Source organism: bacterium, from assembly GCA_028821235.1.
Classification (GTDB): Bacteria; Actinomycetota; Acidimicrobiia; order Spongiisociales; family Spongiisociaceae; genus Spongiisocius.
Genome location: JAPPGV010000011.1, coordinates 21044 through 47290 on the forward strand (window position 1 = coordinate 21044; position 26247 = coordinate 47290).

Sequence of the window (26247 nt, forward strand, 5' to 3'; positions counted from 1 at the left end):
GTCAGTTGACCTCCATGTCATCACCCTCGGTGATCCAGGCTTCGGCGATCTGCTCCACGTACTCGAGCACTTCGGCGCGGGCCGCGCTGGGCAGGCACACGACGACCCGGTCGCACCCGGCCTCCGCCATCTCGTCGATCCGGTGCGCCGCGGTGTAGTCGAGGTAGACACTCACCTCCAGCGGCCCCCTGCCGTTGGCGGCCGCGGCCTCCTGAACCTCGGCGATCTCCTCGGGCGTCACCCGGTACATCCCGAGGGGGATCCACCCGTCGGCCAACGAGGCCAGGTCCGCCTTGGTTCCGGGACCCAGGGCTGCTCCGATGTGAACCGGGGGATGCGGATGCTGGAGCGGCTTGGGTCCCTGGCGGCTGGGCGCCAGCTGGACATGGTCTCCCGCGAACTCGGTGGTCTCGCTCGTCCATAGCGCCCTGACGAGCCGGAGCTTCTCCCTTGTGATCGCCCGCCGCCGGTCGAAGGGGATGCCGTGGCTCTCGTACTCGCGCCGGAGCCATCCGTAGCCGATCCCGAGCAGGAGCCGGCCACCCGAGAGGCGATCCAGGGTGGCGGTCGCCTTGGCCGTCCAGATCGGGTCCCGGATGCCGAGGAGGGTGATCCCGGTGCCGAGCAGGATCCTGCTCGTCGTGGAGGCCACCGCTGCCAGCGACGTGAAGGCGTCGTAGAGCACCTCGTACTTCTCGGGCAATCGACGGTCTCCGAGTTCCTCCTGCTGCGCCAGCGGCATGTGGGAATGCTCCGGCAACCACAGGGACTCGAACCCGCGGGCCTCGAGTTCGACCCCCAACTCGGCGGGCTGGATCGAGTCAGCGGTGAAGAAGATGGAAGCGCCTATCCGCACGGGGCCGCTCATGCTCTACGCAACCTGGCTCGTCCCTCGCCGACGCCGATACGTTGCCGGGCTAACAGTTCCTGCAAGTCGTCACGCAGATTGAAGTTGACTCCCACCCGGACAGCCCAGTCGTTCCACTCGCCGGCCATCCGCCCCACGCGCTGCTTCTCGCGGCCGGCCAGGTCGGTGCTCTCGGTGCGATCCTCGTCGATCTGGTACAGCTCCCAGCGTTCTTCCTCCCCGCTCACGAGCTTCCACGGACCCTGCCTGATCGCCCGGTATCCCTCGTGCTCGAAGAACAGTGATCCGGGACGTTCCCATCCGGGATCATGGAAGGCGGGCACCAGGCTGTGGCCCTCAAACGGCGTGATGTCGTTATCCCGGTAGCGGGCCGGGTATGCGGCGTCGGCCACCTCGAGACAGGTCGGCATGATGTCCACGAGGTGGGCCGGGGTACGCACCACTCCGGGTTCGGGGATGCCGGCGGGCCAGTGGATGATGAGCGGGGTGGAGATACCCCCTTCATGCACCCACCCCTTGAAACGGCGGAACGGGGTATTGGAGGCGTTCGCCCAGCAGATGTCGTAGCTCTGGAACGTCTCAGGCCCGCCCGGCAGGATGTCCGGCGTGTTGCCGTAGTGCATAGGGCGGCCGTCGGGCGTGGTGTCCGCTATCCAGCCGGGCCGGAGGGGACCGTCCTCGGCCAGGAACTCCGCCGCTCCGCCGTTGTCCGAGAGGAAGACGATGACCGTGTTGTCCAGCTGGTTTCGCTCGCGCAGGGCCTCCACCAGCCTGGCCACCCCTTGATCCATGCGGTCGATCTGAGCGGCGTAGATCGCCATCCGGTAAGCCTCCCACTCCGGGTAGGTGGACGCCTCCCACGGGAAGGCGGTGGGATCACGGGGGCTGATCGGCCAGCGGGGATCTACGAGGCCTCTGGCCTTGAGTTCCTCGTGGCGGGCGGTCCTGATCGAGTCCCATCCTCCCCGGTAGTGGCTCTCGTAGCGGGCGATGTCGTCGGGGTGGGCGTGGAGCGGCCAGTGGGGAGCCGTGTAGGAGAGGTACAGGAAGAATGGTTCCCCGCCGTCCATGGCTTCGGTGGCCATGCGTACCCCGTGGTCGGTGATCTGATCCGTGTAGTACCAGTCGGGCTCGGTCTGGTCGAGTAGCTCCTCGTTGCGCATCAGGTAGGTGGGCTTGTAGTACGAGCCGGCCCCGCCGATGGTCCCGAAGAAGTCGTCGAACCCCCGCTCCCTCGGAAGGGGGAAGCCCGGCCGCTCGTCGGGCCAGCTGTCCCGCTCGGCCATGTTCCGCTGGCGTGCCACATGCCACTTGCCCGACATCAGCGCGCGGTAGCCCGCGGCCCCCAGCACCTCGGCGAGGGTGACGGACGAGTCGTTCAGGTAACCCTGGTAGGCGGGGTTGGTGTCCGACATCGTGTACGTCATGTGTCCGATGCCGGCCTGGTGCGGGTGCAGACCCGTCAGCAGCGCAGCCCTCGACGGGCAGCAGCGGGCCGAGTTGTACATCTGGGTGAAACGCAGCCCGTCCCGTGCGAGCGAATCGATCGCCGGCGTGGATATCTCCGATCCGTAGCACCCGAGATCCGAGAAGCCCAGGTCGTCGGCCAGGATCACGACGATGTTGGGCCGGCTACTCACTGTGGAGGCAGGTGATCACGCCACGAGAATCGGGGTCGGAAACCTATGAGTTCCCGCGCTGCTCGAATGGACACGAGCGTCTCGTACCCGTCCAGAGTTCGCCGGAGCGGGACACCCTCGAAGGCCAGGGCCGCCAACTCCGCCGAGGGGATGTCCATGCACGTGTCGGCGGCGCCGATGTTCAGGACATGGGAACCGCTGACGGGTGCCTCGAGCGCCGCGGCGCAGGCCCCCGCCACGTCACGCACGTCTACGTAGACGAAGGCGTTGAAGCGCCGGGACAGCGGGTTCTCCTGCCACATCGGCACCACGTCCCATCCGCCCTCATGGATCATCCAGGCGAGCCGTAGCCCGACCACCTCCAGATTGCGGACTTCCGCGAAATACGGCCCGATCTGCTCGCCCACGTGTTTCGAAAGCGCATACGTCCCACGGGGCCGCGCGGCAAGGGACTCGTTGATGGGCAGGTACTCGGGGAGGTTGCCGGGTCCCCAGGGATTCCCTGTCACGGCCTGCGTCGAGGCCCAGATGACCCGCTTGGCACCCGCGATGGCCGCCGCCTCGAACACATTGAACGCGGTCCGCACGTTGACCTGGAACGTGACGGTGGGCGTCCGCACCCCTTGGGCCCAGACCCCCGCCAGATGCAGTACTGCGTCAGCGCCCCGGAAGGCCTCGACCGTCTCTCCGAGGTCGCCGAGGTCGACGAAGAGGTGCGAACCGATGTCCGAACCGGGGTCGCCCCCGCGAGGGGCCACCAGATCCACGGTGAGTACGTCGGCACCGGCTGAACGCAGATAGGCCGCGATCACGGTCCCGGACCTGCCCGCGCCCCCCGTTACCACAACCCTCAATGCCTCGCCTCCTTACGTCTGTTCGCTGCCGGTGGACAGGTTCCTGAAGGTTCGGACCGTATGCCGGACGGCCCGCTCCACCGGGATCCGCTCGATGCTCGATGCGCCGACGAACCCCACCGCCGTGGTGAGCGGCAGCGCCTCCCGAACGTCGTCGGGCGTGGCCAGGCGCCCTCCGTGGAGCAGCGGGATGACATCGGGATTCTCTGCGACAGCGGAGTCGATCAGCGACTGGGCGTACGCGCACACCGCTTCGACGGATCGGTCGTCCGAGTACCCGACCCTGCCACCGGTGGTGGGCCCGGAGTGGGTGACCACGCAGTCGGCGCCTGCGGCTGCCATCCTCGCCGCGTCATCGGCGCTGGCCACGTAAGCCATGGTGAACATGCCGCGGCTCCGCGCCAAGCCGATGGCTTCGACCTCGCGCCGGAACCCGTAACCCACCATCTGGGCCCTCCGGCGCTGGTCGGGCATGTTGGTGAGCGTCGGGAAGTTGATCACTCCGGAGAATCCGGCCGCCTCGAACCGGTCCAGCAGGCCGCCGAGGTCCCTGCGGGTGGGGTCGTTGGCCTCGATACCGCCGATGACGGGAGTGTCGGACACGACATTGAGTATCTCGGACGACATCTCCAGGGTGCCCTGGTTCGAATCCCCGAACCGCCAGGTCGGCAGGCCCATCAGGCGGGACCGTCCCGTGCTGTAGACCACGATCAGATCGGCGCCGCCCTCCTCGGCGGACCGAGCGATTATCCCGGCGCTGCACCCGGCCGCCAGCACCGCCTGGCCGGTGGCAATCCGGCGCCGCAGAGCCTCCAGGATGGCTTCACGTCTCAAAACGGTTCTCCCCGCGGGATCAACTTCCGGCAAGCTTATCCCTGCCGGCAGATCGGATTCCTGTCCACCCCGGTGCCGGTCGCTCCATCATGGGCGACCGGCATGGATGGGTCGGAGACAGGTCGGTCCTAGGAACCGAAGAGGTTCCCGTAGTACTCGCCGAGCAGGGTGGCGCCGTCCTCGACGAGCTTCCGCTGCGCCTCCTCGCGGGTCATGTTGCCCGTCAGGAGTTCCGCCTGCACGTCCTGCTGGAGGACCCGGAAGGAGAACGGGGGTGGCCCGAGGTTGCCCTCATCGGTCATCGGCAGCTCCGATAGGGCGTAGGGCAGGATCTCCCAGGCAGCCGCCATCGGAGGCGAGGTCTCCAGGAAGGCCGCGTACTCGGCCGAGTCACCGACGCTCAACCTGCTGGGCAGGTTCCCGGAAGTCTCGGCCCAGTAGGCCTGGCTCTCGGGGCTCGACAGGAACTTGATGAACTCCCACGTGGCCAGGTTCTCGGCCTCGGTGGTGTTGAACGCCACCGCGTTGGGCCCGAACAGGACCGTGACGGGATCGGCGCCCTCGAACTCCTGGGGAACCGCTCCCACGCTCCAGTTGAAGGCACCGGCCACCCCCTCCTCAACGAAGGGAACCCAGCGACTGGAGGTCATGATGTAGGCGACCTGCTGGGAGGCGAAGTCGCTCAGGTTGGCCGTCGCCTCATCGGCCCGGCCGACCGTCGGGAAGCCGTATCCCTCCTCGATGAGGGTCGCGAACAGGTCGAGGGCCTTTGTCCACGGTTCTTCGCCGTACCTCGTTGCCCTCGCCTCCACATCGATGGTCGGGAAACCCCCGAAGGTGAAGCCGGTGGCGTTCCACATGGAGGCGTCGACCTGTATGGAGTAGCAGCTCTTGTTCAGGTCGTTGAGGATCACCTCGCACTGGGCGAGGAACTCGTCCCAGGTCTCTGCCGGACCGTCAAATCCCAGACCGTTCAGCATGTCCAGGTTGTAGAACATCACCGCGATGGCCACCGTCCACGGGAAGCTGAGCATCTGCCCACCCTCGGACAGGTAGGTATTCCTGGCGATCTCCACCGGCAGGAAGTCGGACACGTCGACGCCGATCGCCGGATCGTTGACGTAGCTGGTCAGGTCGAGCAGGACGCCGGCCCTCCCCCAGTTGACAGCCGCGTCCTCGAAGGCGACGGTCAGGTTGGGCAGGTCGTTGGCCTCGATCGCGCCGGCGATCTTCTGGCCGGTCGGGTAGTAACCACCGGTGAACTGGGCCTCCACGTCGATCTGGGGATACTTCGCCTCGAACCTGGCCACCAACTCGTTCATCGCCTCTTCCAGCGGCCCGCTGTAGACGTGCCAGAACTGGATGGTGGCGGCCTCGAGTTCTGCGAGCGTCGTGGTCGTCGGCTCCGCCATCGCCTCGGTCGTGGCGGGCGCGGCCTCGGTGGTCTCTGTCTCCTCCTCCATCGCCTCGGTAGTGGCCGGCGCCGCGGTAGTGGCAGGCGCCGCGGAAGTGGCCGGCGCGACGGTTGTGGCTGGTGCCGCGGTAGTGGCGGCCGGCTCGTCGTCGCCACAAGCTGCGGCAACCAGGGCCAGAACCAGGAACAGCGCTCCTAGAACCATGCCATTGGGTCGGAAGGCCCTCGCTCTCATACCTACTCCCTTATCTCTCCGACGTACGTTCACCCGTCCGCAGGTCGCCATGTCGTGGTCTTGCTACTTGATGCCTCCCTGGGTAACTCCCTCTATGACGAACCGCTGACCGATGAAGAACAGGATACCCACGGGGAGTATTCCTATGACGGCCGCAGCCATCAACATGTTGATGAAGACGGCGCCCTCCGTCTGGAACGAGACCAAGCCCAGCTGAACAACTCGCAATTCTGCATCGGCTGTGACGAACAGCGGCCATAGAAGTGCGTTCCACGACCAGATGAACGTGATCAGAAAGACGGTCACCGCCGCTGCCCGTACAAGGGGAAGCCCGATCGACCAGAAGGCCCTGGCCTCCGAGCTGCCGTCCACGTAAGCCGAGTCGAACAGGTCATCGGGTATTCCCAGGAACTCCTGGCGGAACATGAACACCGCGAACGCCCCGGCCATCCATGGCACGACCAGAGCCGCGTAGGTGTTGTACCAGCCGAGATCGTTGATGAGCACGTAGTTGGCGATGAAAGTGGCCTCGAAGGGGATCATGAAGCTGGCCAGAACCAGCATCAGGATCACCCTGCGTCCCCTGAACCGGATCCGCACCAGCGCATAGCCCGCCAGAGCGCCGAACAGCACGTTCCCGCTCGCCGAGAGGGTGGCCACGAACAGGGAGTTCATTATCCAGCGCGCCATCATCGTCTCGCGGAAGATGTCGATGTAGGTGATGATGGACGCCGTTTCGGGAATGATGGTGGGAGGTACGAGCAAAGCCTCGTCAAGGGGCTTGAGGGAGGTTGTCACCATCCAGTAGAGGGGCGCCAGGGCGAAGGCGCACAGCACGAAAAGGACAAGGTGGGCTGCCAGCCTGGTCTGGGGGGCATTGTGGCCGGTGGCCATCACGCCGTCCCCGCCGTGTAGTGGACCCACCGCCGGCTCAACCGGAACTGGAGCCAGGTGACCACCAGGATGATCAGGAACAGGGCGGTGGCCGTGGCCGCTCCCAAGGCGAACAGGTTGTCGCCCCAGAACTGCCGGTACATGAGCATCGACAAGGTTTCTGTCGTCCGGGCCGGGCCACCCTGGGTCAGGACGAAGATCGTGTTGAACTCGCGCAGGGCGAACACCAGGGAGACGACCACCACGAACAGGATCGTCGGGGAGAGCACCGGGATCACCACCCTCCGGAGGATCTTCGGTTCGCTGGCGCCGTCCACGCGGGCCGCGTCCAGAAGATCCGGGTCGATACGGGTCATGCCCGCGTACAGGATGAGAACGGTGAACCCGAGCATCTGCCAGAACCTGACCAGCAGCAGGATGGCCATGGCGATGCTCGGGCCCTCGGCCCAACCCGGAACGGTGGCGCCGAACCAACCCGCCACCAGTTCGACGACACCGGTCGAGTCGAGGATCCACGACTGGCGCCTTATCCCGAATGGCTGGAGCGACGCGTTGACGACTCCGGTCGGGCTCGGGGCGAACACGAGTCCCCAGACGAGGCTGGTGGCGACGGTGGGAACGATGAAGGGAACGAACAGCAGGAGCCGGTAGAGGTAGCTCTTGCGGATCACGTAGTGGAGAAGGTAGGCGACCGGGATGGCCACTATCACAGTGACCGGCACCACGAAGGCGAAGAAGAAGGTCACCTTCACCGAGTTCCAGAAGTCGCCACCTTGGACAAGGTCGATGTAGTTCGTGAGGCCGATGAACTCGGCGCCGGCCAGGGTCCAGTTGGTGAGCGAGAGGTAGATGTTGCGACCGGTCCCGTACAGGTGGAATACCCCAATGACCAGCAGGGCAGGCAACAGGAAGAGGAAGGCAGTGGCCGGCGAACTCGTGCGAGAGGAACGCCGCCAGCGCCATCGACCCGCGGACGTCCACCGCGAACCTCCTGCGACCATACGTGACACCCGTCTGTCTAGCGGTCTGTCTGTGGATTAACTTGGCGTGTTCTGCGTGCCATTCGCGTCCCTCGCTGCGTTCCGCCCCCTCAACGTACCGCAGCGCGTACGCCTTCGTCAGCGGGCCTTGCGAGGAACACCGCTGCCGACGCATACCACACCGTCATCTCACAGGCAGACCGCTTAGGCTGCTCCCTGATTATGCCCCAGTCCGGACCGGCGCGCAGGAACCTCCGTCAGCTGCCGAAGGCCCACCTGCACCTCCATCTGGTTGGTTCGATGCGGCCGAAGACCCTCACCGCGCTGGCCGAGGAGGCAGGGATGGCGATGGCTCTCCCGGAGAGCTTCGTCGACTTCAAGCACTTCTACACCGCCTACACGCTGGCGAACCGGGCGGTTCGCAATGCCGAGCACCTGAGCCGTCTGGTCTTCGAGGTAGTCGAGGATGCCGCTGCCGACGGTGCCGTGTGGGTGGAGCCCACCCTGTACCTTGACAGCTTCAGGGAGGCAATCGGGCCGGGCGAGCTGATCCTCGACATCGTGGCGGATGCGATCCGGAGGGCCCGCGACAGGGTGGGGATCGGCGCAAGACTGATCGTGGCGGCAGACCGTGATCTGGGTCCCGCGGACGGCGTGCGCCAGGCGCGCCTCGCCGCCCGCGGGGATCCCGACGTCATCGGCGCGTTCGGCCTGGTGAACGACGAGTTGGCGCACCCCATCGAAGACTTCCGCGAAGCCCTCGCCATCGCTTCCAACGCGGGCCTGGCCCTCGTCCCCCACTCAGGAGAGTTCGGCGGTCCAGACCAGGTGGCCGCCACTTTGGGTCTGGGGGTGGCCCGCATCCAGCACGGGATCGCCGCCGCGCGGGATCGCGCCCTGCTCCGGCGCCTTGCAGGCAGCGACGTCTGCCTTGACGTGTGCCCGACCAGCAACGTCGCGGTCGGCGCGGTCGAAAGCCTGGACAGACACCCACTTCCGGACCTGGTAGCGGCCGGAGTCAGTGTCAGCCTCAACGCCGACGATTCCCTCCTGTTTGGGTGCTCGTTGCTCAGCGAGTACGAGTTGGCCCGCGAGGCGTTCGGGTTCTCCGACCGGCGGATGGCCGCTATCGCCGGAGCCTCGATCTCCCACAGCACGGCACCGAGATCGCTCAAGTCGATGGCGGAGGCCCGAATCCACCAGTGGATAGCTGCTAGCTAGAAGGGGTTACCATCATCACTAGCCATCAACCACTGCTCTATCTCTCGGCTCCTGAGGACCATTCACAATGACGGATGCGCTAACAAGGCGGCCTCTTGGACAGACCGGCATCCGTGTGTCACCGGTCGGGATCGGCACGGGATCGTTGGGGGCCGACCCGGCCGTAACCGACCCCGACGCCGTCGACGAACTTGCCGTGGCGACGCTTCGCGCCGCCCTCCGCGCCGGTCTGAACTACATCGACACGGCGCCCGGATACCGGGGCGGCGACAGCGACCGCCGAGTCGGCATGGCGCTGCGCGGTGGATGGCGCGACCGCGTGGTGCTGGCCACCAAGGTGGGCAGCCATCCGGCCCATCCGGGAGACATGACCGGCGATGCAGCTACCTGGGTCATCGAGCAGAGCCTGGAGGTCATCGGCACCGGCTCCATCGATGTCGCCCTGGTCCACGACCCGGCCGCCATGGACCCCGTGTTGGAGGCAGGCGGCGCGGTCGCAGCCCTCGAGCGGCTGAAGGAGGAGGGCAAGGTCCGCGCCATCGGCCTCGGAGTCCAGAACCACGAGTTCCTCAGGATCGCGATCGAGTCGGGAAGGTTCGATGTGATCCAGACACCCTACGACTACAACCTGCTGCGTACCACTGCCGAGAAGCTGATCGGGCAGGCGGCCGACCGTGGGGTCGGGGTCGTCAACGCGTCCCCGTTCCTGGCCGGACTGCTTTCAGGAGTCGATCCTGACGACATCGTAGCCATCCGGGCCGCGACCGGCATGTGGAGCCTAAGGGACCGTGACGTCGCGCGGGCCCGCCGGATCTGGGAGTGGGCGGGAGACCGGGACGCGGATTTGCGGGCGCTCGCGATGCAGTTCTGCCTGCGGGAACAGCGCATCGCCACAACCCTCATCGGTCCCCGGCGCCCGTCGGATGTGGCGGAGGATATCGCCGCCGCCACCCAACGGGTACCCGACAGAGATTGGGACGCCCTGGCGGAGGCCCTCCCGACCTTCCCGGTGTCCGCCCCCGGAGGAGAAGCCGCGGTTGGCCCATATCCCCCGAGTTGAAAGTCACGCCTGGTAGGCGTCCGGGACGGGTGGCAGCGGCCTCGTGAGCCACCGGGGCCTGCGCAGGCCTCCGGGGCCTGGCCCCGGACGTGTCCGGCCCATCCACTCCTGGTAGATCTCGTGTGATCTGGCCGTGTCGACAAAGACATCGCCGTAGCGGTCTTCCGGGCTCGCATGGCCTAGGGTGACCCGCTGATGCCAGGCATGCATGCCGGACACCGGGTCGGGATGGACGGGGAAGGCGAGGTTCTGGTGCACCCCGGGGTCGCGCCACCAGATCCTCTCGCTATCGGGATCGTCCGACCGGAACGGCTCGATGCCTGTCTTGTGCCTCAACCGCCAGCCGCCGTCATGCCGCTGGATGTCCACGAGGGCCGAGGACCAGCGCTCGTTGCCCATATTTGCATCAAGACGCCATCGACCCATGTGGTGGGATGCGGCCACCACGCCCGGCCTGATCCCCTCGGTTCGCCAGGCCCGCATCACGAAGTAGCCGATGTCGGTGGTTATGCGCACCAGGTCCCCGGTTTCGAACCCGAGTTGGTCGGCGTCGATGGAGTTCATCCACAACGGATGGCCGTGGCTGATCTCGTACAGGTACTTGGCGTTGCCCGACCGGGTGTGGATGAGGGTGGGCAGCCGGAAGATCGGGAGCAGGATGCGCTCGTCTCCCTCGAGGTCGAGATCGCGCCAGTACACGTGGGACTTGAGGTACGTGGGTATGGCCGCATCCGCCCAGTCCCACGACTCCAGCGTGTCGGAGTGCCATTCGAGCAGGCGGGAGGGAGAGGTGAACCCGCTCCTACGCTCCCCGTCGACCTCCACCCCCGGCTGATCGGCGCCCACGGCCTCCTCGTTCAACAGGTAGCGTTCGCGGTCGATCTCGAACGCGCCGTACTTGCGCATGTACTCGAGCGGGGTGAGCCCCTCCCGTCCGGCGTGTTCCGGAAGTCCGGGCACCGAGTTGTCGAACATCCAGCCGTAGTACTCGTCGACGCTCACCGGCCGGGACGGTTCGGCCGGCGACTCGTACCACTGCCTCACCCCGAGGGCGCCGTCCGGGTCGATCCGCCAGGAGAGGTCGATCCAGAACTCGTTCTCCTCCCACACCTCTCCGGGGTTGGCCTCGTAGGTGCGCTCGTACCGCTGTCCGGCCCGCTCGCCCGCCACCCGCAGCACGGGCTGGCGGAATCCGAGCCAGCGGGCTGCATGGGTCTCGTAGGAGTGGGTGTCGTGACGCTCGGCGCCCACCCCCATCGGCAGCACGTAGTCGGCGAACCAGGCCGTCTCCGACCAGGTCGGGCTGAGCGCCACGTGGAGGCCGACCTTGTCCTCGTCGGTGAGGGCCTCGAGCCAGGTGAAGCCGTCGGGGTTGGTCCAGATGGGGTTGTAGACACGGGTGAAGTAGACCTCGAGCCGTCCCCGGCCCTCCTTGAGGAAGTGCGGCAGCAGGTAGCTCAGCTCGTAGTGGCTGAGGGGGAACTCCGCCGGCCAGATCAGCTCGTTCCAGCGGTTCGCCGGGGGTGGCATGTTCCAGTGGTCGGGCTTGAACTTGTCCCACGCGCTCGGCGATGTGCCCCCCTCCGTACCCACCGATCCCGTGAGCACGTGCAGGAAGAAGAGGCAGCGGGCCACCTGCCAGCCCCCGAGGTTCCCCGACCCGGCGGCCCGCCACGTGTGGGAGGCGAAGCGGCTCCCCGCTTCGGCGATGCCCCTGGCTACCGCCTCGATACGTTCAGAATCCACCCCGGTCTCGGCGGCGGCGAATTCGATCGTGTAATCCGCATAGGTCTCGCGCAGCAGTTCGAGGAAGCTCTCGTAGGTGCGGGGCCGATCCGGCGCCCTTGCCTCGAGCGAGGCCTCCCAGTTGACCCACCGGCGCATGAACTCGTGATCCACAGCATCCCACTCGATCAGCCGGGCGGCGATGGCCAGGAGCATGGCCGCCTCGGTACCCGGCCACGGTGACAGCCAGTGGTCGGACATCGACGCAGTGTTGGAGAGGCGCGGGTCGATCGTCGCCACCTGCGCCCCCGCCTGGCGGGCCTCGATGATGCGCTGGGCGTGGGGGTTGAAGTAGTGCCCGGACTCGAGCTGGGCCGACAGCAGGAGGATGAAGCGGGCGTTGGCGAAGTCGGCCGAGGGCCGGTCGTACCCCATCCACATGGCGTAGCCGGTGCGGGCCCCCGACGAGCAGATGTTGGTGTGGCTGTTGTGCCCGTCCACCCCCCAGGACCGGAGGATGCGGTCGATGAAGCCGTCCTCGCCCGGCCGTCCCACGTGGTAGATGATCTCGTCGTGACGGTCCTCCTGCAGAGCGGTGCGGATCCGCGACGCGATGTCCTCGAGGGCGTCCTCCCAGGAGACCTGCTCCCACTCCCCTCCACCGCGGGGCCCGACCCTCCTCAGCGGGTGCAGTATCCGCTCCGGGTCGTACATCTGGTTGAGGGTCGCCGGTCCCTTGGCGCAGTTACGGCCCCTCGATCCCGGATGCTCCGGGTTGCCCTCGAAGCGCCGCACCCGGCCGCTGTCCTTGTCGACGTACGCCAGCAGCCCGCAGCCGGCCTCGCAGTTGAAACAGGTGGTCGGCACCAGCCGGTAGCGCCGCTTGACCCGCTCGGGCCAGGCCTTGGCGTCGTACTCCTCCCAGTCGTCCCAGGACTCGGTCGGCGGGAAGGGAACCAGACCCGTCCCTGGGACCAGCCGGGGCAGGCGATCCGTGGCGCGCCGGTCCCTATCCATGGTGATCTCCGCGTCCGCTCACGACAGCGGCACCGCCTGGCCCGCCCTGACGAACGCATCGTCCGCGAACCAGATCCCGATCAGAGCCGCCAGGCCACCCAACTCGGCCACCCAGAGCGGAACGCCGGCGCCGCCCAGGAAGACCGCTCCCAGCACCAGGGGTATGACCACCCCGATCACCTGGCCACCGAGCCACCACTCCCTCGCATGGGCGCCCCTCGTCAGGTGGTGCATCGCGGCGGCATGGTTACGGGTCGGGTGCCGCGAGACGATTTCCACCACCGCGACAAGCGCCAGCGCCGCGGCGCCGCCGACGAGGGCCCAGGCGAACACCCGCTGGACCGTCGGCGCCAGATCGAACACCGGCGCGGCCAGCAGTCCCGCGCCACCACCCGCCGCGAAAGCGCCGGCCAGCATGTGCCACAGCAGCGTCGGGCTCTGCCAGAGATCCCGGCCCTCGGCCTGGCCGAACAGGAAGGCGGTGTAGCCGGCCACGCCCAGACCGACGACCGCCCCCGCCCAGATGAGTACGGGGAGGAAGCCTGCGCCGGCTAGCCCGGACACGAACCAGAGGCCGAGGATCGCCGCCTGGGCGGCCAGGATCCAGGCGCCCTTGACCAGCCACGATCCGGGGTTGCCCTTGGTCAGGAGGTAATAGAACCGGTCGGGCCGCTTGAGGTCCCCCACCAGCAGGACACCGGTGAGGGCCAGGAAGATGCCGGCGATCAAGGGGGCTCCCCACCGAGCGAAGGTGCTGTCCGTGCCGGCGCCGGCCAGCAACGAGAGCGCCAGGACCATGACGATGCCCGCGGAGATGCCTTTGGTGAGAAAGTAACTCGACACACGCCACCCCCACGGCATCGGGTGGTCGGTGTTGTAGACGACGCGCGGGGGGAGGTCCTCCTTAGTGCGGCGTGAGGACGGTCGGCCCCCTGTCCCGCCGTTGCCACTGCGCCCGGCCGGGGGCGTCAGTTCGACGGTCATGAACGACGGCGCCGGATCGCGCCAGATGCCCCCGTCGCCAGGGTCGACAGCCCCCAACGGGTCGATACCGGCCGGCTCGACTCCCCGGTACCACAGGTTCGGCGCGGTGCCCTGCTCCGGGGACCGCTGGAGCATCCGCTCGCCATGAACCATTTGCGAGATGGGCGTGGTCGGGTCATGGACATCCCCCGAGATGATCGCTCCTTCCGGACAGACCACCACGCAGGCCGGTTCGAGCCCGACCTCCACCCTATGCACGCAGTAGTTGCACTTCTGGGCGGTGTTGTCGTGGGGATCGATGTAGAGAGCGTCGTAGGGACAGGCCTGCATGCAACTCTTGCAGCCGATACAGAGGCTGGTGTCGAAGTCGACTATCCCGTCTTCGCGCCTGAAGAGGGCATTGGTGGGGCAGATCGACACGCACGGTGCGTCGGTGCAGTGGTTGCACCGCATGACCGAGAAGGACCGCGTGGTGTCGGGCCAGGTCCCCTTCTCGATGTACTTGACCCACGTGCGGTCCACTCCCAGCGGGACGTCATGCTCTGTCTTGCACGCCACGGTGCAGGCGTGGCAACCGATGCACGCCGTCTGGTCGATGACGAAGCCGAACTGCAAGGCGCTCCCTCTATGCCGGACCGCCGGCGCCTCCGGGCGGAGACACGCGGTGGGGCTGAACACTACCGCCGGAATCCCCGAATATCCCGCAACCGAACAGGTGACCCCGCCGGCGGCCTTTCCCTCCCGGCCCCTGAGATGCAATCCGTCTTATAGTGTTGAGCACTCCCGTAACGGTCGATGTCCGGCACCAGACGCAGAGGACCCGATGGACGCTCTAAGGCAACTGCAGGCGATCGAAGACATCAAGCGCCTCAAGGCCCGCTACTGCCGCTTCGTGGACCTGAACCGCCGGGAAGAACTACGCCACCTGTTCACCGACGATATCGTCTACGAGTTCCAGGGCTGGAAGAAGGGCCGGGGTGCGGACAGCTTTGCCGGCTCCGCCGAAGACTTCGCCAACCGCCACTCCTTCCACCGGGTTTCCATGCCCGACATCAAGATACTCTCAGAGACCACCGCGCGGGGCATCTGGGCAATGGTGGACATCATCGAGTACCCGGAAGCCTCGGGGTATACCAGCTCTCGAGGATACGGCTACTACCACGAGGAATACCGCAAGGTCGATGGCGTCTGGCGGATCTCTTCTCTTCTGCTGGTCCGCCACCGCGTCGAAGAACTGGGCTCGCGCCACACCGGCGGGTGAGGTCACCATGGCGGTGAAGTCGATCATCGGCGGAGCCGTGATCACCATGGATCCGGACCGCCGGATCATCGATGACGGCGTGGTCGTGGTCGAGGACCAGCACATCTCTGCGGTGGGTCCGGCATACGAGGTCCGCCCACCCCGTGGTTCCCGGATCATCGACGCCTCGGGGATGGCGGTGCTTCCGGGGCTGATCAACTGCCATACCCACGTCCCGCAGATCCTCCTGCGTGGATATGCGGCCAACGAGGGCCGCCGGGTATGGGACTGGTTGACCAACGTGGTGCATCCGGGGCTGGCGGCGTACGGGCCGGACGACATCCGCACGGCCGCGCGGCTCTACTCCGTCGAGGCGATCCGTTCCGGTATGACCTGCTTCGTCGACAACGAGGACGCGTGGCCCGACGACACCGTGGGCTCTATCGGCCAGGCGATCGCCGCCTACTCCGAGGCCGGGGTCCGGGCGATGGTGGCCCGGATGATGTTCGACGAGCAACCCGACCATCTGGGCGACATGATCCGCTCCTTGCGGCAAAAGGAGCCCCAGGTCGTCCATGTCGACAACTGGCGTCCCACCGACCGGTTGCTCTCTGACTTGGACCGCTTGATCCGAACCTACAACGGCACGGCCGGGGGAAGGATCCAGGTGTGGCCTTCCCCCGTGGGCACTCTCGTCTGCTCCGACACCATGTTCGAGACCAGCCGCCGCCTGGCCCGCGACAACGGCACGATGTGGACCATCCACCTGGTGCAGGGACCGGCCGGGGTCGAGAACCCTGGTCCGAGCAGCACCGAGGACCTCCTCGCCCGGGGACATCTCGACCGCCGTCTCCTGGCCGGACACTGCGTCGGCCTCAGCCCGAGGGACATCCGGATCCTCCGGGACGCCGACGTAAAAGGCTGCACCCAGGTGGTGTCCAATTGCTTCCTGGCCATGGGGGTTGCCCCGGTCCCCGATCTGTTGCGGGCCGGGATGCCGCTCGCCGTCGGCACCGACGACGTGAACTGCAACGGAACGGTGAACCTCTTCTCGGATATGAAGACGCTCGTCCTCGTCCACCGGGCGCTGGCAGACGACCCGGCGGCCCTGACAGCCGATCAGGCGCTGGAGATGGCGACCATCAACGGCGCCCGTGCGGTCGGGATGGAGAAGGAGATCGGCTCCATCGAAGCCGGAAAGCGGGCCGACATCATCCTGGTCGACCTCGGCCACGCCCAGACAACACCCACCCACCACCTACCCTCGGCAATGGTCTTCCAGACGTACGGGAACGAGGTCGACACCGTGCTCATCGATGGCGACATCGTGATGAGGAACCGTCAACTCAGCTGGATAACAGCGGTAGAGGAACGCTCCCTGTACCGGGACGCCGCCGAGCGGTCCGCCGCGATCAGCGCACGTGCCGGAATCCGGTCACGCTAGCCGGGAGGCTCGCGCGCCGGCTTACCGACACCTGGTCGGATAACGCGTGTAACGTTCCCCGACCATGCAACCACTTGTAGAAGCCACCGATCTGACCAAGCGTTTCGGTGACTTCACCGCAGTCGACTCGATCGGCTTCTCCGTCGCCTCCGGAGAGGTGTTCGGCTTCCTCGGGCCCAACGGCGCAGGCAAGAGCTCCACCATGCGGATGATCGGCGCCGTCTCGCCCGTGACGTCCGGACGGCTAAGGGTGTTCGGTCTCGATCCGGCGACCGACGGCAGGCGCATCCGGTCCCGCCTGGGGGTGGTGCCCCAGGACGACTCGCTCGACATGGAACTGAGCGTGGAGGAGAACCTGTACATCTACGGCCGGTACTACGACCTCCCCCGCCGCGAGATCCGGGCGCGTATCGAGGAGTTGATCGACTTCGCCCAGCTCGGAGAGCACCGTGCGTCGCGGGTGGACCCGCTCTCGGGCGGGATGAAGCGGCGCCTCACCATCGCCAGGGGCCTGATCAACCGTCCCGACCTCCTGCTCCTCGACGAGCCGACCACGGGGCTCGACCCCCAGGCCCGGCACGTGTTGTGGGATCGCCTCTACCGCCTCAAGCAGGACGGCGTGACCCAGATCATCACCACCCACTACATGGACGAGGCCGAGCAGCTGTGTGATCGGCTGGTGATCATGGACCGGGGCCGCATCGTCGCCGAGGGGTCGCCCCGGGGTCTCATCGAGACCCACTCGACCCGCGAGGTGTTGGAGGTGCGCTTCCCGGTCGGAGAGTTGGAGCCGGCCGGGCCTACGCTCCGGAAGACGGCCGATCGGGTCGAGTTGCTGGCCGATCGAGCGCTTCTCTACACCTCCGATGCCGACTCGGCTCTGGGAGAGGTGCACCGGCTCGGCCTCCAGCCTGAGAGCGCGTTGGTGCGCCGGAGCACGCTTGAGGACGTCTTCCTCAAGCTGACCGGCCGCACCCTGGTCGACTGACGCGGGCGGGCCGATGCGGTTACCTGGAGTGCTGCGGGTGGTTGAGGCGGACGCCATCGCGTACCGGAGGGTCTGGAAGGGATCGGCGTTCTCCTCGTTCGTCACGCCGGCCCTGTTCCTGGTGGCGATGGGCCTGGGCCTCGGGTCGCTGGTGGACCGGGGAGCGGGCGCCCCCGGTCTCGAAGGCCTCAGCTACGTGGCCTTCCTCGCCCCCGGACTCCTCGTCGCCAGCGCCATGCAGTCCGGGGCGGCGCAGGGATCGTTCCCGGTGATCGCCGGGATGAAGTGGACCCGCACCTACCACTCGGTGGTCGCCTCGCCGGTCGGCACCGGTGGCCTGGTCGGGGGTCACTTCATCTGGACCGCCATCCGGGTGCTGATGGTCTCTGTGATCTTCGGGGCGGTAGCGGCCGCCCTGGGGGCTATCCCACCTGCCGCCGTCCTGGCCCTCGCACCGATCGGAATCCTCATCGGCCTGGCCACCGCCGCGCCGATGACCGCCTTCACCGCCAACCGGGAGAACACCGAAGCGCTGACCGCGGTCTTCCGTTTCGGTATCACTCCCATGTACCTGTTCTCGGGCACCTTCTTCCCGATCACCCAGCTACCCGATTGGCTCCAGACCCTGGCAACTTTGACGCCGCTGTGGCACGCGGTCGAGCTGGCCAGGCAGATAGCCCTCGGCCATGGCTCGGCCCTTCCGGCCTGGCTACACGTCGGATACCTGGTTCTGGTGTTCGTCGTGGGGGTTGCCCTGACCCACCGCCTCTTCTCGCGGCGCCTGAACGTATGACCACCCGCACCCTGACGCTCCGGGTCCTGCCGCCGGCGCTGGTCGGGCTGCGCGCCCAGCGCCTGATCGAGCGCAACATGCTCGTCTCCAAGCGGGCCTGGATGATCCTGGTGTCGGGCTTCTTCGAGCCGGTCTTCTACCTGCTCTCGCTGGGGATCGGAATGGGCCGCCTGGTCGGTGAAGTAGCCGGTCCGGGGGGCACCACTGTCAGCTACGCGGCCTTTGTAGCACCCGCTCTCCTGGCGGCGTCGGCCATGAACGGAGCGGTGTTCGAGGCGACCATCAACGTCTTCATCAAGCTCCGGTACGGCAAGATCTACGACGCCATCCTCGCTACTCCCCTCCGCCCATGGGACATCGCGATCGGCGAGATAACCTGGTCGTTGCTCCGCGGTGTCCTCTACTCGACCGGCTTCGTCGTGGTCATGGCGGCGATGGGCCTGGTTGCCACACCGCTAGCGATCCTGGCGATACCGGCGGCCACCCTGATCGGCTTTGCCTTCGGAGCGGTCGGTATGGCTGCCAGCACCTTCATGCGTAGCTGGCAGGACTTCGACCTGGTCATGCTGTTCATGTTGCCCCTGTTCCTGTTCAGCGCCACGTTCTACCCGCTCGACGTCTACCCGCCCGCACTCCGCGCGCTCACCCAGCTCTCACCCCTGTATCACGGGGTCGAGCTCATCCGGGCGTTCACTCTCCGCTCCTTCGACCTGGGGATCTTCGGCCACGTGGCATATCTGATCGCGATCGGATCGGTCGGACTCATGGTCGCCGGCCGGCGGCTCGGCACCCTGCTCAACCCGTAAGCTGCCGGGCAACCGGGGGCAGCACGGAAGGATGGCGGTTTGCTTTCGGCCTCCGTCGGCCGAGGCGGGCCGGCCCTTCCTGCGAGCTGCCCGGCTACGCGACAGCCGGTCGGCCCACCGCCCGGAACCGGGCCACGCGGTCGACGATGGCCGCCTCGGTGGGTAGCCGCTCGATGCTGGATGCGCCCACGAAACCGTTGAGCCTCGGAACCAGCCGCAGCGCCTCCGCCAGGTCGGACGGTGCGGAGATGGGACCGCCATGGCAGAGGACGGGAACGAACTTTCCGGCCTCGTCGGCAACCCCGCAGATCTCCTCGAGCAACGGCGCCAGAGAGGCTACGGTCCGCCGGTCGGAGGCGCCGATCATGCCCCCCGTGGTCAGCCCGACGTGCGCGACCAGGATGTCGGCGCCGGCGTCGGCCATGGCGCTTGCCTCGTCGGCGGTGAACACGTAAGGCATAGTGAAGAGGCCGCGCCGGCGGGCCAACCGGATCATCTCCACCTCGGCCGAGTAGGACATGCCGGTTGCTTCCAGCGCCCGCCGGAATTCGCCGTCGATTAGGCCCACCGTCGGGAAGTTCTGCACACCGACGATCCCGCACCCCGCCAACTCGTCCAGAAACCTCCCCATGTCACGGAACGGATCGGTGCCGCACACTCCCGCGATCACCGGCATCCTGTCGACCACGGTGACGATCTCCCTCGTCATGTCCAGGACGATCCGGTTGGCGTCCCCGTACGGCATCAACCCGGCCAGCGAACCCCGCCCGGCCATCCGGTACCGGCCCGAGTTGTAGATCACTATGGCGTCCGCTCCCCCGGCCTCCGCACACTTGGCGGACAGGCCGGTACCCGCGCCGGCCACCACGATCACCTCTTCGGCCCGTGCCTTGGCGGCCAGGGTCCCGGCCAGATCATTGCTGTTCGGCACGATCGTTCCTTTCCGAGATCGTAAGGAGCCTGTCGGCTGCTGCTTGCGAGAAGGCCGGATCGTTTATGTGGGCGTCCATCCGGACGACCTCCGCGTCCGACCCGGCGAGTGACTCCCGTAGCCCATCGACCAGAGCCTCGTCCGCTACCGGGTCGTGGAAGGGCCTCCCTTCGACAGAGATCGCTGACGACCCGCGCATCGGGATCATGAGGACCGCCGGGCCCACCGCCTCCGCCAAGCGGGTCCCGATCACCCGCCCGATCTCGAGGCACTCCTCCGGAGAGGTCCGCATCAGCGTGACGAGGTCGTTGTGAACGTGGAATAACCGGTTGTCGAAATGCTCCGGAACCGAGTCCCGCGGTCCGAAGCGCACCATGTCGGTCCCTCCGGTGGACACGACCTGGGGGACGCCGAGGCGGCCGGCCGTCCTCAGCCGGTCATCTCCCGCCGACTTCGTCCCGCCCACCACCTCGTCGGCTATCTCCACGGTGGTCAGGTCGAGCATGGCCCTCACCCCCATGGGCCCGATCAGCTCCTCCATGGTCCGCCCCCCCTCCCCGGTGGCATGGAAGGTCACCACCTCGTAGCCGGACTCCTGTAGCCGGGCCCCGGCCGCGGTGACGCCGGCGGTGGTGAGCCCGAGCATGGTCGCGAAGGCCAGGCTCCGGGCGCCGCCCGGCACCGGAGGGGCCCCGACCGCGCCCACGATGGCCGCGGCCGCGTTTGACAAGACCCGTCGAGTGAGACGATTCAAGCCGGCGATGTCGGCGACGGACGACATGAGCAGGACATCCGAGCCCCCGGCGAGGGCTCCGCCGGCGGACGCCACCTGTGTAGACACGATCATCTTGGGGAATCCGAACGGAAGCCGCGAGAAGGCTCGCACCGCTACGGAGGTGCCCCCAGAACCTCCGACGGCCAGCACGCCCGAGCAACTTCCCGATTCGACCAGATCCGCAAGGATGACCCGGGCCCCCTCACCCATGGCTCCCAAGGCCGCGGCCCGGTCTCCGGCTGCTGCCAGGTCCGCGATCTTCCGACCGGCCGCTTCGGCCACTGCTTGGCGGGTAATGTCGGGGGTCACGCCAGGACGGCCCAACACCCCCGCGTCGATCAGTAGCGCCGACGCCCCCGCCTCCCGTATCCGGTCGCGAAGGTACGCGTACTCCTCGCCCTTGGTGTCCAGCGTGCCTACGAGCGCTAAGACGGGGGCTGTCACTGCAGGGGCGAGAAGTCCGTGGGTACCCAGATCTCGTTGGTCATTCCCTCGAGCAGCGGACCTTTCTCCTCACTCTTCGTGCGGGCGGCAACCCATTCCGGGTACACCCGGAACCCCTCCCAGACATCCTCGCGGCGACCGAGATCGTCCCACTTGAGCAGGTAGTGGAGAACGTTGGGGTCCCCGATTCTGGGCTCGAAGAAGGCCACCGGCTCGATCCCGGCCTTCTTCCACATGGGAATGGTGGCTTCGGCGAAGCGCTCCTTGAGTTCTTCCATCCGTCCATGCACTACCTGGTAACGCCGATACTCGTAGAACGCCATTTACACTCCTCCTTCTGCCGGCACGAGCCCGCCCGTGCTATCACGCTGCAGCTTCTCCACACCCGCGACAGCCTCGGGGGCGATGGGACCGTAGATATGGGGGAACAGCTCGCCCACGGCATTCGGCTCCCACTTCACTTCACTGTCCAACTTGGCGATGTCCAAGGTGGCCACCACCACGCTGTCCATGGCGCCGTACCACTTGGCCAAGGTGCCGGGGACCTGTTCCGCCGACGAGCAGTGAAGGTACCCGTCTCTCAGATCGGCCTCGGACACCGCAACGTACGCCTTACCGGCGGCGATCGACTCCTCCCACTCCTCCGGGGTCATGATCTTGCACACCTGCGCCATCAACCACCTCCTTGTCTCCATGAGGATCCGCGTAACAGCCGCCCGCAGCACCGTCGTTCGGCTGAGCTGCCGGTCCGATACTCCCTGGGGCGGTCCCGCGTCGGCCTCGTCAGGGTAGCGAGGGTCGCCAACACGACCCATGACGCGGAAAGGGCTTGCGTTCGCGTTATGGTCGGCGGCGATCCCAACCAACATTGACCGATGGCCCTCAACATCCCCGAACACGCAGCAAAAGCCCGACTGGCGGAGGCGGGCGTAGAGGTACCGGGCGGCGAAGTGGCGACCACGCCGGAGGCCGTGCTCCCGGTTGCCTCCCGGCTCGGGCCCGTGATGGTCAAGGCACAGGTACCGATGGGAGGCCGCGGGAAGGCGGGCGGCATCAGGTCCTCCCGGAATCCTGACGATGCCTTCTCGGCCGCCGTCGACCTGCTGGGGAGCCGCCTCGGAGGACACCGGGTTGCCGGTGTGCTGGTGGAGGAGCGGATCCCCGTCGCCGCTGAGCTCTACGCCGCGGTCCTCAACCATCCGGCCGGTCCGGCGCGGCGGGTGGTGCTCTCGGAGCGTGGCGGGGTCGACATCGAGGACACGGCCCGTACCGACCCCGAACTGATCCGGACCCTGGACGTCGATCCCCGTGCCGATCTCCACCCGGAGACCGCCCTGGGCTTCGCCGTCGAGGCGGGAGTAGGTGCGGCTGCCCCGGCGGTCGCCGATGTCCTGGTGCGGATGTACCGGCTGCAGCGGGACTCGGATGCCGAGCTACTGGAGGTCAACCCCCTGGCCGTCACCGGTTCGGGCGGAGTGGTGGCGCTGGACTGCAAGCTCGTCCTGGACGGCGCCGCCGCCCCGCGCCGGCCTTCGCTCGCCGCGGCTGCCGCGCCGGAGCCGCTTACCGGGCGGGAGCGGGCAGCCAGGGAACTCGGCCTCCAGTTCGTCGAGCTGGGCGGCGACATCGGCGTGCTCGCCAACGGCGCCGGTCTCACCATGACCACCATGGACGTGATCGCTCACCTGGGCGGGCGACCCGCCAACTTTCTCGAGATCGGCGGCGACGCGTACACGAAGGCCCGCCCGGCGCTCGAGCTCGTGCTCGCCCATGACGGGGTACGGAGCCTGGTGGTCAACTTCTGCGGGGCCTTCGCCCGCACCGACGTGATGATCGACGGCTTGACCGGGGCGTGGCTGGAGCTCCGGCCAAGCGTCCCCGCCTTCTTCACCGTCGACGGCACCGGTTCCTCCGAGGCGAGGAGGATGCTGCGCCGCCGGCTGGGCCTCGAACCGTACCCGACCATGGATGAGGCGATCGAGGCGGCCATCCGGGCAGCCGAAGGCGGGGCCGCATGATCATCCGGGGCCACGAGCGCGTGCTCGTCCAGGGGATCACAGGACGCCAGGCGACCTACTGGACCGGCCGCATGCAGGAGTACGGCACCCGGATCGTGGCGGGCGTGAACCCCCGCAAGGCGGGGATCACCCACTGCGGTGTTCCGGTTCACGGGACCGCACGCCAGGCGATGGAGGAGACCGGCTTCGACGTCTCGGTCCTGTTCGTTCCCCCGCTCAGCGTGGAGGTGGCGGCCCTCGACGCAATCGAGGCGGGCGCATCCAAGCTGGTGATCCTCACCGAGCATGTTCCGGTTCGGGACGTGATGAACCTGGTCTCTGCCGCCCGGGCGGCCGGGACCGAGGTGGTCGGCCCCAACACGGCCGGGCTGGTCACGCCTGGCGAGTGCTTCGTCGGCTTCATGCCCGCCTTCGATCCGTCGATCTTCCGGCCGGGTCCCATCGGGGTGGTCTCACGCAGCGGCAGCCTCGGAACCCTCGCCTGCCTCAACGTCGTCCGCGCCGGGTCCGGCCAGTCGGCGTTCATCGGCATCGGAGGCGACCCGGTGCTCGGAACCCGCACCCGTGCGGCCCTAGAGGTTCTGGAGCAGGACGAACGCACCCAAGCCGTGGTCCTGATCGGCGAGATCGGCGGCGACATGGAGGAGGAAGGGGCGGGTTACGTGCGGCGTATGAGCAAGCCGGTGGTTGCGTTCATCGCCGGCCGGGCCGCGCCCCCCGATCGAAGGATGGGTCATGCCGGGGCGATCTTCCAGGGAAACCGGGGCTCGTACGCGTCGAAGAGGCGGGCGCTGGCGGAGGCAGGGGCGCTCGTTCTCGACACGCCTTCGCAGATCGGACCGGCGCTGGGGGGGTACTGAAACATGTCCCGTGTTGGAGTGGCAGGCATCAATTCATGGCGTTGACGTGCCTGTGTACGTCGGCGTGAAGGGAATATGACGAATCAGGGCTAGCGAGCGGTCTGTCAGGCCTCCACCCAGGACAGCTTCTCCAGCACGTCGGGCACGCCGCCCGGGGTCACCACGACTATTTGCAGGCCCGCTGCTTCCAGGAAGGCGCTGCCGGCAAAGGCCCGGTAGCCGCTCCCGCATGTCACCCATAGCTCCTTCGACCGGTCCAAGCCTCCGGGAAGGCCGTCCTTGAGGTGGGGCGCGTAGCGGTAGACGGATCCCTCGAGGTGGCACTCCGCCCGCTCCCCCGGAGACCGCACATCCAGCACCTGTAGGTCCTCGCCAGCCGCTATAGCCGCCGCCAAGTCGCCCGTGGTCCTGGTCTCGAACGACGCCAGGGGGCTTCCAGCCTCCACCCAGCCGGAGACTCCGTAGACGACGCCCAGCACGTGGTCGAAGCCGATCCGTCCGAACTGGCGAGCCGCTTCCTCCACGTCCTGGCCCGGCTCGGCCACCAGGACCACCGGGCTGTCGAAGGGCAGGAGCCAACCGGCCCACACCGCCACCTGATCGCTCATCTCCAATCCCAGCGATCCCGGGATGTGTCCGGCCGCGTACGCGGCGCGGGGCCGGATGTCGACCAGCCTGGCTTCGTCGGGCAGATCGGATGGGTCCAACACGTCGAGTTCCGAGACCATCATGGGCTCGGGTCCCATGAGGTTGATCGGACCCATGTGTGCGTAGTAGGCCGGGAATGGCTGCAGCCCGGACAGTTGCCCCGCCACGAAGGCTTCCGCGTCCGGGTATGCCAGCACCGGATTGGTCCGCCGCTCCGTCCCGATGGTCGAGACGGTCCGCCCGGCGCCCGACGCGGTACAGAACGATCCCTCCCCGTGGGTCGGATACAAGCCGGTCTCCTCGGGAAGCCCGGCCAGCCGGTGGACCGACAGGTACTGGAGCCGGGCGAGCTGGCACGCCCGGTCCTCCCCGAGCAGGTCGGTCCGCCCTGCGGAACCCACCAGGAGGCTCCCCCCGGAGAACACCGCCACGATCTCCCCTTCCAACAGGATCGCGTAGCTCATGTGCTCAGGCGTATGGCCGGGCGTATGCAAGGGCCGGATCGCCACCGGGCCGCCGGGGAGTTCCTCGTTGTGGAAGGCCGGTAGGTGGCCGAACGCTACGCCCGCGGCCGCCGGCAACACGAGCCGGGCGCCCGTCCGGTGGGCGAGGTCGCGCCCGCCCGACACGTAGTCGTTGTGGATATGGGTCTCGAGGACATGGGTGAGGCGGATGCCCGCATCGAGGACGGCTCGCTCGAACCGCTCCACGTCCCGCTGCGGATCGACGACCACGCCACCCCCGTCGTGGGTCAGCAGGTAGGTGCTGTCCCCCAATCCGTCGGTCCGAAACGTCGTGATCTGCATGTCCCTCCTCGGATGCGCGACGCACCGCTCGGTATGCCCCACCCTATCCGAACACCCGCCCGGTATGGCTTCCCAGCATGCTTGGCCCGACCTCCAAGGAGTGTCGCCCGAACCTGCCTCGGTACTTGCAGGAACTCCTGTCGGGCAGGCCGGAAAGCAGTCGTACAGTCATCGAACCGACCAACTGCCATCGTTCAGGTCACTGGGGGTATCGGGATCCACTGGTACGAAGTCGAACCCCATCGACTCCCGCAGCGGAATCAACCCGCGAGCGTCTCCACGACTTCCAACCCGACTGCCCGAGTGACGTCGATCGGCGAACCGGCATTGAACACGGCCGCCTCTCTTCCTTGGAGGCACTCGTTTGGGAACGGTTCCAGCCCGATACGTTGCGGTTCGGAGTCGGCTTGGAGGTATCCGCCTCCGCCCTCCACATAGTCGCCGGGCCGCACCACTTGATGACCCTTCCGGATCCTGATCTCGAATGGATCGGACCGCGCCGTAGTCCCGGCCGGCCATACCACCGGGTATCGGTTCCCATTCGGACTTGACAGCCATACGCAACCGGCATCCATATCGATCTCCACGATCCCCGACACGATCGCATACATACGACCCGGGCTGAAGCCGGGGGGATGCACCCGGAAACCATCAGGTGGGGCCAACCCGGGCACGAACCCGTCCACGGTCTGGAGACCACCAGAACCGATCCAGAGAGCTATAGCCATGACAACGATGACTTGAAGGCAGCGCCTACCCAACACCATC

Annotated in this window: 24 protein-coding genes; 9 read left to right on the forward strand and 15 right to left on the reverse strand. The window is 67.3% G+C overall.

Translation table 11 applies throughout. From position 1 onward, the window contains the following. Window position 1 precedes the first annotated feature (1 nt). The 7 genes from OXK16_00440 to OXK16_00470 all read right to left on the reverse strand — a co-directional run bounded on the left by OXK16_00440 (window position 2) and on the right by OXK16_00470 (window position 7644). Entirely contained in the window at window positions 2-868 is an 867-nt protein-coding gene (locus OXK16_00440; GenBank protein MDE0374420.1) for a TIGR03619 family F420-dependent LLM class oxidoreductase, read from the reverse strand. Beyond that, window positions 865-2508 (reverse strand): arylsulfatase, encoded by a 1644-nt coding sequence (locus tag OXK16_00445; protein ID MDE0374421.1) that lies wholly within the window; start codon window positions 2506-2508, stop codon window positions 865-867. The genes OXK16_00440 and OXK16_00445 overlap by 4 nt, the downstream gene beginning before the upstream one ends. Beyond that, entirely contained in the window at window positions 2505-3353 is an 849-nt protein-coding gene (locus tag OXK16_00450; GenBank protein MDE0374422.1) for an NAD(P)-dependent oxidoreductase, read from the reverse strand. Before OXK16_00450 ends, OXK16_00445 begins: the two co-directional genes overlap by 4 nt. 21 nt (window positions 3354-3374) lie before the next feature. Further along, complete coding sequence (locus OXK16_00455) at window positions 3375-4196, reverse strand: phosphoenolpyruvate hydrolase family protein (GenBank protein ID MDE0374423.1); 822 nt, start codon at window positions 4194-4196, stop codon at window positions 3375-3377. A 128-nt stretch (window positions 4197-4324) separates the two neighbouring features. Then, on the reverse strand, window positions 4325-5845 hold the full coding sequence (locus OXK16_00460; protein ID MDE0374424.1) for an extracellular solute-binding protein: 1521 nt from the start codon (window positions 5843-5845) through the stop codon (window positions 4325-4327). Window positions 5846-5908: 63 nt separating this feature from the next. After that, window positions 5909-6769 (reverse strand): carbohydrate ABC transporter permease, encoded by an 861-nt coding sequence (locus OXK16_00465; protein ID MDE0374425.1) that lies wholly within the window; start codon window positions 6767-6769, stop codon window positions 5909-5911. Next, window positions 6739-7644 carry a sugar ABC transporter permease gene (locus OXK16_00470; GenBank protein ID MDE0374426.1) on the reverse strand — a complete coding sequence of 302 codons (906 nt, stop codon included), beginning with the start codon at window positions 7642-7644 and terminating at the stop codon, window positions 6739-6741. The genes OXK16_00465 and OXK16_00470 overlap by 31 nt, the downstream gene beginning before the upstream one ends. Before the next feature lie 297 nt (window positions 7645-7941). Between OXK16_00470 and add the strand changes: the two genes are divergently transcribed. Together add and OXK16_00480 are read left to right on the forward strand one after the other, a co-directional pair. Continuing rightward, complete coding sequence (gene add, locus OXK16_00475) at window positions 7942-8940, forward strand: adenosine deaminase (GenBank protein ID MDE0374427.1); 999 nt, start codon at window positions 7942-7944, stop codon at window positions 8938-8940. Between the two features lie 67 nt (window positions 8941-9007). Further along, window positions 9008-10000, forward strand: a complete 993-nt coding sequence (locus OXK16_00480; GenBank protein MDE0374428.1) for an aldo/keto reductase — start codon at window positions 9008-9010, stop codon at window positions 9998-10000. A gap of 3 nt (window positions 10001-10003) precedes the next feature. On the opposite strand, the gene OXK16_00485 is transcribed toward OXK16_00480, so the two are convergent. Further along, a complete protein-coding gene (locus tag OXK16_00485; GenBank protein ID MDE0374429.1) occupies window positions 10004-12742 on the reverse strand; it encodes a molybdopterin-dependent oxidoreductase in 2739 nt (912 codons plus the stop codon). Window positions 12743-12760: 18 nt separating this feature from the next. Then, window positions 12761-14341, reverse strand: a complete 1581-nt coding sequence (gene nrfD / locus OXK16_00490; protein ID MDE0374430.1) for a polysulfide reductase NrfD — start codon at window positions 14339-14341, stop codon at window positions 12761-12763. 208 nt (window positions 14342-14549) lie between these two features. Between nrfD and OXK16_00495 the strand changes: the two genes are divergently transcribed. The 5 genes from OXK16_00495 to OXK16_00515 all read left to right on the forward strand — a co-directional run bounded on the left by OXK16_00495 (window position 14550) and on the right by OXK16_00515 (window position 18997). Beyond that, on the forward strand, window positions 14550-14987 hold the full coding sequence (locus OXK16_00495) for a nuclear transport factor 2 family protein (GenBank protein MDE0374431.1): 438 nt from the start codon (window positions 14550-14552) through the stop codon (window positions 14985-14987). A 7-nt stretch (window positions 14988-14994) separates the two neighbouring features. Further along, window positions 14995-16410: an amidohydrolase gene (locus OXK16_00500; GenBank protein ID MDE0374432.1), complete on the forward strand. Its 1416-nt coding sequence runs from the start codon at window positions 14995-14997 to the stop codon at window positions 16408-16410. 64 nt (window positions 16411-16474) lie between these two features. Beyond that, the gene (locus OXK16_00505) at window positions 16475-17398 is read left to right on the forward strand and encodes an ABC transporter ATP-binding protein (protein ID MDE0374433.1); all 924 of its coding nucleotides are present in this window, start codon (window positions 16475-16477) and stop codon (window positions 17396-17398) included. A 13-nt stretch (window positions 17399-17411) separates the two neighbouring features. After that, window positions 17412-18191, forward strand: coding sequence for an ABC transporter permease (locus OXK16_00510; GenBank protein ID MDE0374434.1), 780 nt, complete (start codon window positions 17412-17414; stop codon window positions 18189-18191). Continuing rightward, on the forward strand, window positions 18188-18997 hold the full coding sequence (locus OXK16_00515) for an ABC transporter permease (GenBank protein ID MDE0374435.1): 810 nt from the start codon (window positions 18188-18190) through the stop codon (window positions 18995-18997). The genes OXK16_00510 and OXK16_00515 overlap by 4 nt, the downstream gene beginning before the upstream one ends. A gap of 94 nt (window positions 18998-19091) precedes the next feature. On the opposite strand, the gene OXK16_00520 is transcribed toward OXK16_00515, so the two are convergent. The 4 genes from OXK16_00520 to OXK16_00535 are packed head-to-tail and all read right to left on the reverse strand — an operon-like array spanning window position 19092 to window position 21821. After that, a complete protein-coding gene (locus OXK16_00520; protein ID MDE0374436.1) occupies window positions 19092-19910 on the reverse strand; it encodes a phosphoenolpyruvate hydrolase family protein in 819 nt (272 codons plus the stop codon). Window position 19911: 1 nt separating this feature from the next. After that, window positions 19912-21147 carry a Tm-1-like ATP-binding domain-containing protein gene (locus OXK16_00525; GenBank protein ID MDE0374437.1) on the reverse strand — a complete coding sequence of 412 codons (1236 nt, stop codon included), beginning with the start codon at window positions 21145-21147 and terminating at the stop codon, window positions 19912-19914. Further along, the gene (locus OXK16_00530; GenBank protein MDE0374438.1) at window positions 21144-21470 is read right to left on the reverse strand and encodes an NIPSNAP family protein; all 327 of its coding nucleotides are present in this window, start codon (window positions 21468-21470) and stop codon (window positions 21144-21146) included. The genes OXK16_00525 and OXK16_00530 overlap by 4 nt, the downstream gene beginning before the upstream one ends. Further along, window positions 21471-21821: a DUF952 domain-containing protein gene (locus tag OXK16_00535; protein ID MDE0374439.1), complete on the reverse strand. Its 351-nt coding sequence runs from the start codon at window positions 21819-21821 to the stop codon at window positions 21471-21473. 201 nt (window positions 21822-22022) lie between these two features. Here OXK16_00535 and OXK16_00540 point away from each other — a divergent pair, with 201 nt between their 5' ends. Continuing rightward, window positions 22023-23165: an acetate--CoA ligase family protein gene (locus tag OXK16_00540; GenBank protein ID MDE0374440.1), complete on the forward strand. Its 1143-nt coding sequence runs from the start codon at window positions 22023-22025 to the stop codon at window positions 23163-23165. After that, window positions 23162-24025, forward strand: coding sequence for a succinyl-CoA synthetase subunit alpha (locus tag OXK16_00545; GenBank protein MDE0374441.1), 864 nt, complete (start codon window positions 23162-23164; stop codon window positions 24023-24025). The genes OXK16_00540 and OXK16_00545 overlap by 4 nt, the downstream gene beginning before the upstream one ends. Window positions 24026-24129: 104 nt before the next feature. On the opposite strand, the gene OXK16_00550 is transcribed toward OXK16_00545, so the two are convergent. Together OXK16_00550 and OXK16_00555 are read right to left on the reverse strand one after the other, a co-directional pair. Then, the gene (locus OXK16_00550; protein ID MDE0374442.1) at window positions 24130-25479 is read right to left on the reverse strand and encodes a rhodanese-like domain-containing protein; all 1350 of its coding nucleotides are present in this window, start codon (window positions 25477-25479) and stop codon (window positions 24130-24132) included. 260 nt (window positions 25480-25739) lie between these two features. Further along, window positions 25740-26207: a hypothetical protein gene (locus OXK16_00555; GenBank protein MDE0374443.1), complete on the reverse strand. Its 468-nt coding sequence runs from the start codon at window positions 26205-26207 to the stop codon at window positions 25740-25742. Window positions 26208-26247 lie beyond the last annotated feature (40 nt).

Excerpts from the sequence above, each read along its gene's own strand:
- OXK16_00440 (MDE0374420.1), bottom strand. The coding sequence starts at position 868 with ATGAGCGGCCCCGTGCGGATAGGCGCTTCCATCTTCTTCACCGCTGAC.
- OXK16_00460 (MDE0374424.1), bottom strand. The coding sequence starts at position 5,845 with ATGAGAGCGAGGGCCTTCCGACCCAATGGCATGGTTCTAGGAGCGCTG.
- add (MDE0374427.1), top strand. The coding sequence starts at position 7,942 with ATGCCCCAGTCCGGACCGGCGCGCAGGAACCTCCGTCAGCTGCCGAAG.
- OXK16_00480 (MDE0374428.1), top strand. The coding sequence starts at position 9,008 with ATGACGGATGCGCTAACAAGGCGGCCTCTTGGACAGACCGGCATCCGT.
- OXK16_00485 (MDE0374429.1), bottom strand. The coding sequence starts at position 12,742 with ATGGATAGGGACCGGCGCGCCACGGATCGCCTGCCCCGGCTGGTCCCA.
- OXK16_00495 (MDE0374431.1), top strand. The coding sequence starts at position 14,550 with ATGGACGCTCTAAGGCAACTGCAGGCGATCGAAGACATCAAGCGCCTC.
- OXK16_00500 (MDE0374432.1), top strand. The coding sequence starts at position 14,995 with ATGGCGGTGAAGTCGATCATCGGCGGAGCCGTGATCACCATGGATCCG.
- OXK16_00505 (MDE0374433.1), top strand. The coding sequence starts at position 16,475 with ATGCAACCACTTGTAGAAGCCACCGATCTGACCAAGCGTTTCGGTGAC.
- OXK16_00510 (MDE0374434.1), top strand. The coding sequence starts at position 17,412 with ATGCGGTTACCTGGAGTGCTGCGGGTGGTTGAGGCGGACGCCATCGCG.
- OXK16_00515 (MDE0374435.1), top strand. The coding sequence starts at position 18,188 with ATGACCACCCGCACCCTGACGCTCCGGGTCCTGCCGCCGGCGCTGGTC.
- OXK16_00530 (MDE0374438.1), bottom strand. The coding sequence starts at position 21,470 with ATGGCGTTCTACGAGTATCGGCGTTACCAGGTAGTGCATGGACGGATG.
- OXK16_00535 (MDE0374439.1), bottom strand. The coding sequence starts at position 21,821 with ATGGCGCAGGTGTGCAAGATCATGACCCCGGAGGAGTGGGAGGAGTCG.
- OXK16_00540 (MDE0374440.1), top strand. The coding sequence starts at position 22,023 with ATGGCCCTCAACATCCCCGAACACGCAGCAAAAGCCCGACTGGCGGAG.
- OXK16_00545 (MDE0374441.1), top strand. The coding sequence starts at position 23,162 with ATGATCATCCGGGGCCACGAGCGCGTGCTCGTCCAGGGGATCACAGGA.
- OXK16_00550 (MDE0374442.1), bottom strand. The coding sequence starts at position 25,479 with ATGCAGATCACGACGTTTCGGACCGACGGATTGGGGGACAGCACCTAC.
- OXK16_00555 (MDE0374443.1), bottom strand. The coding sequence starts at position 26,207 with ATGGCTATAGCTCTCTGGATCGGTTCTGGTGGTCTCCAGACCGTGGAC.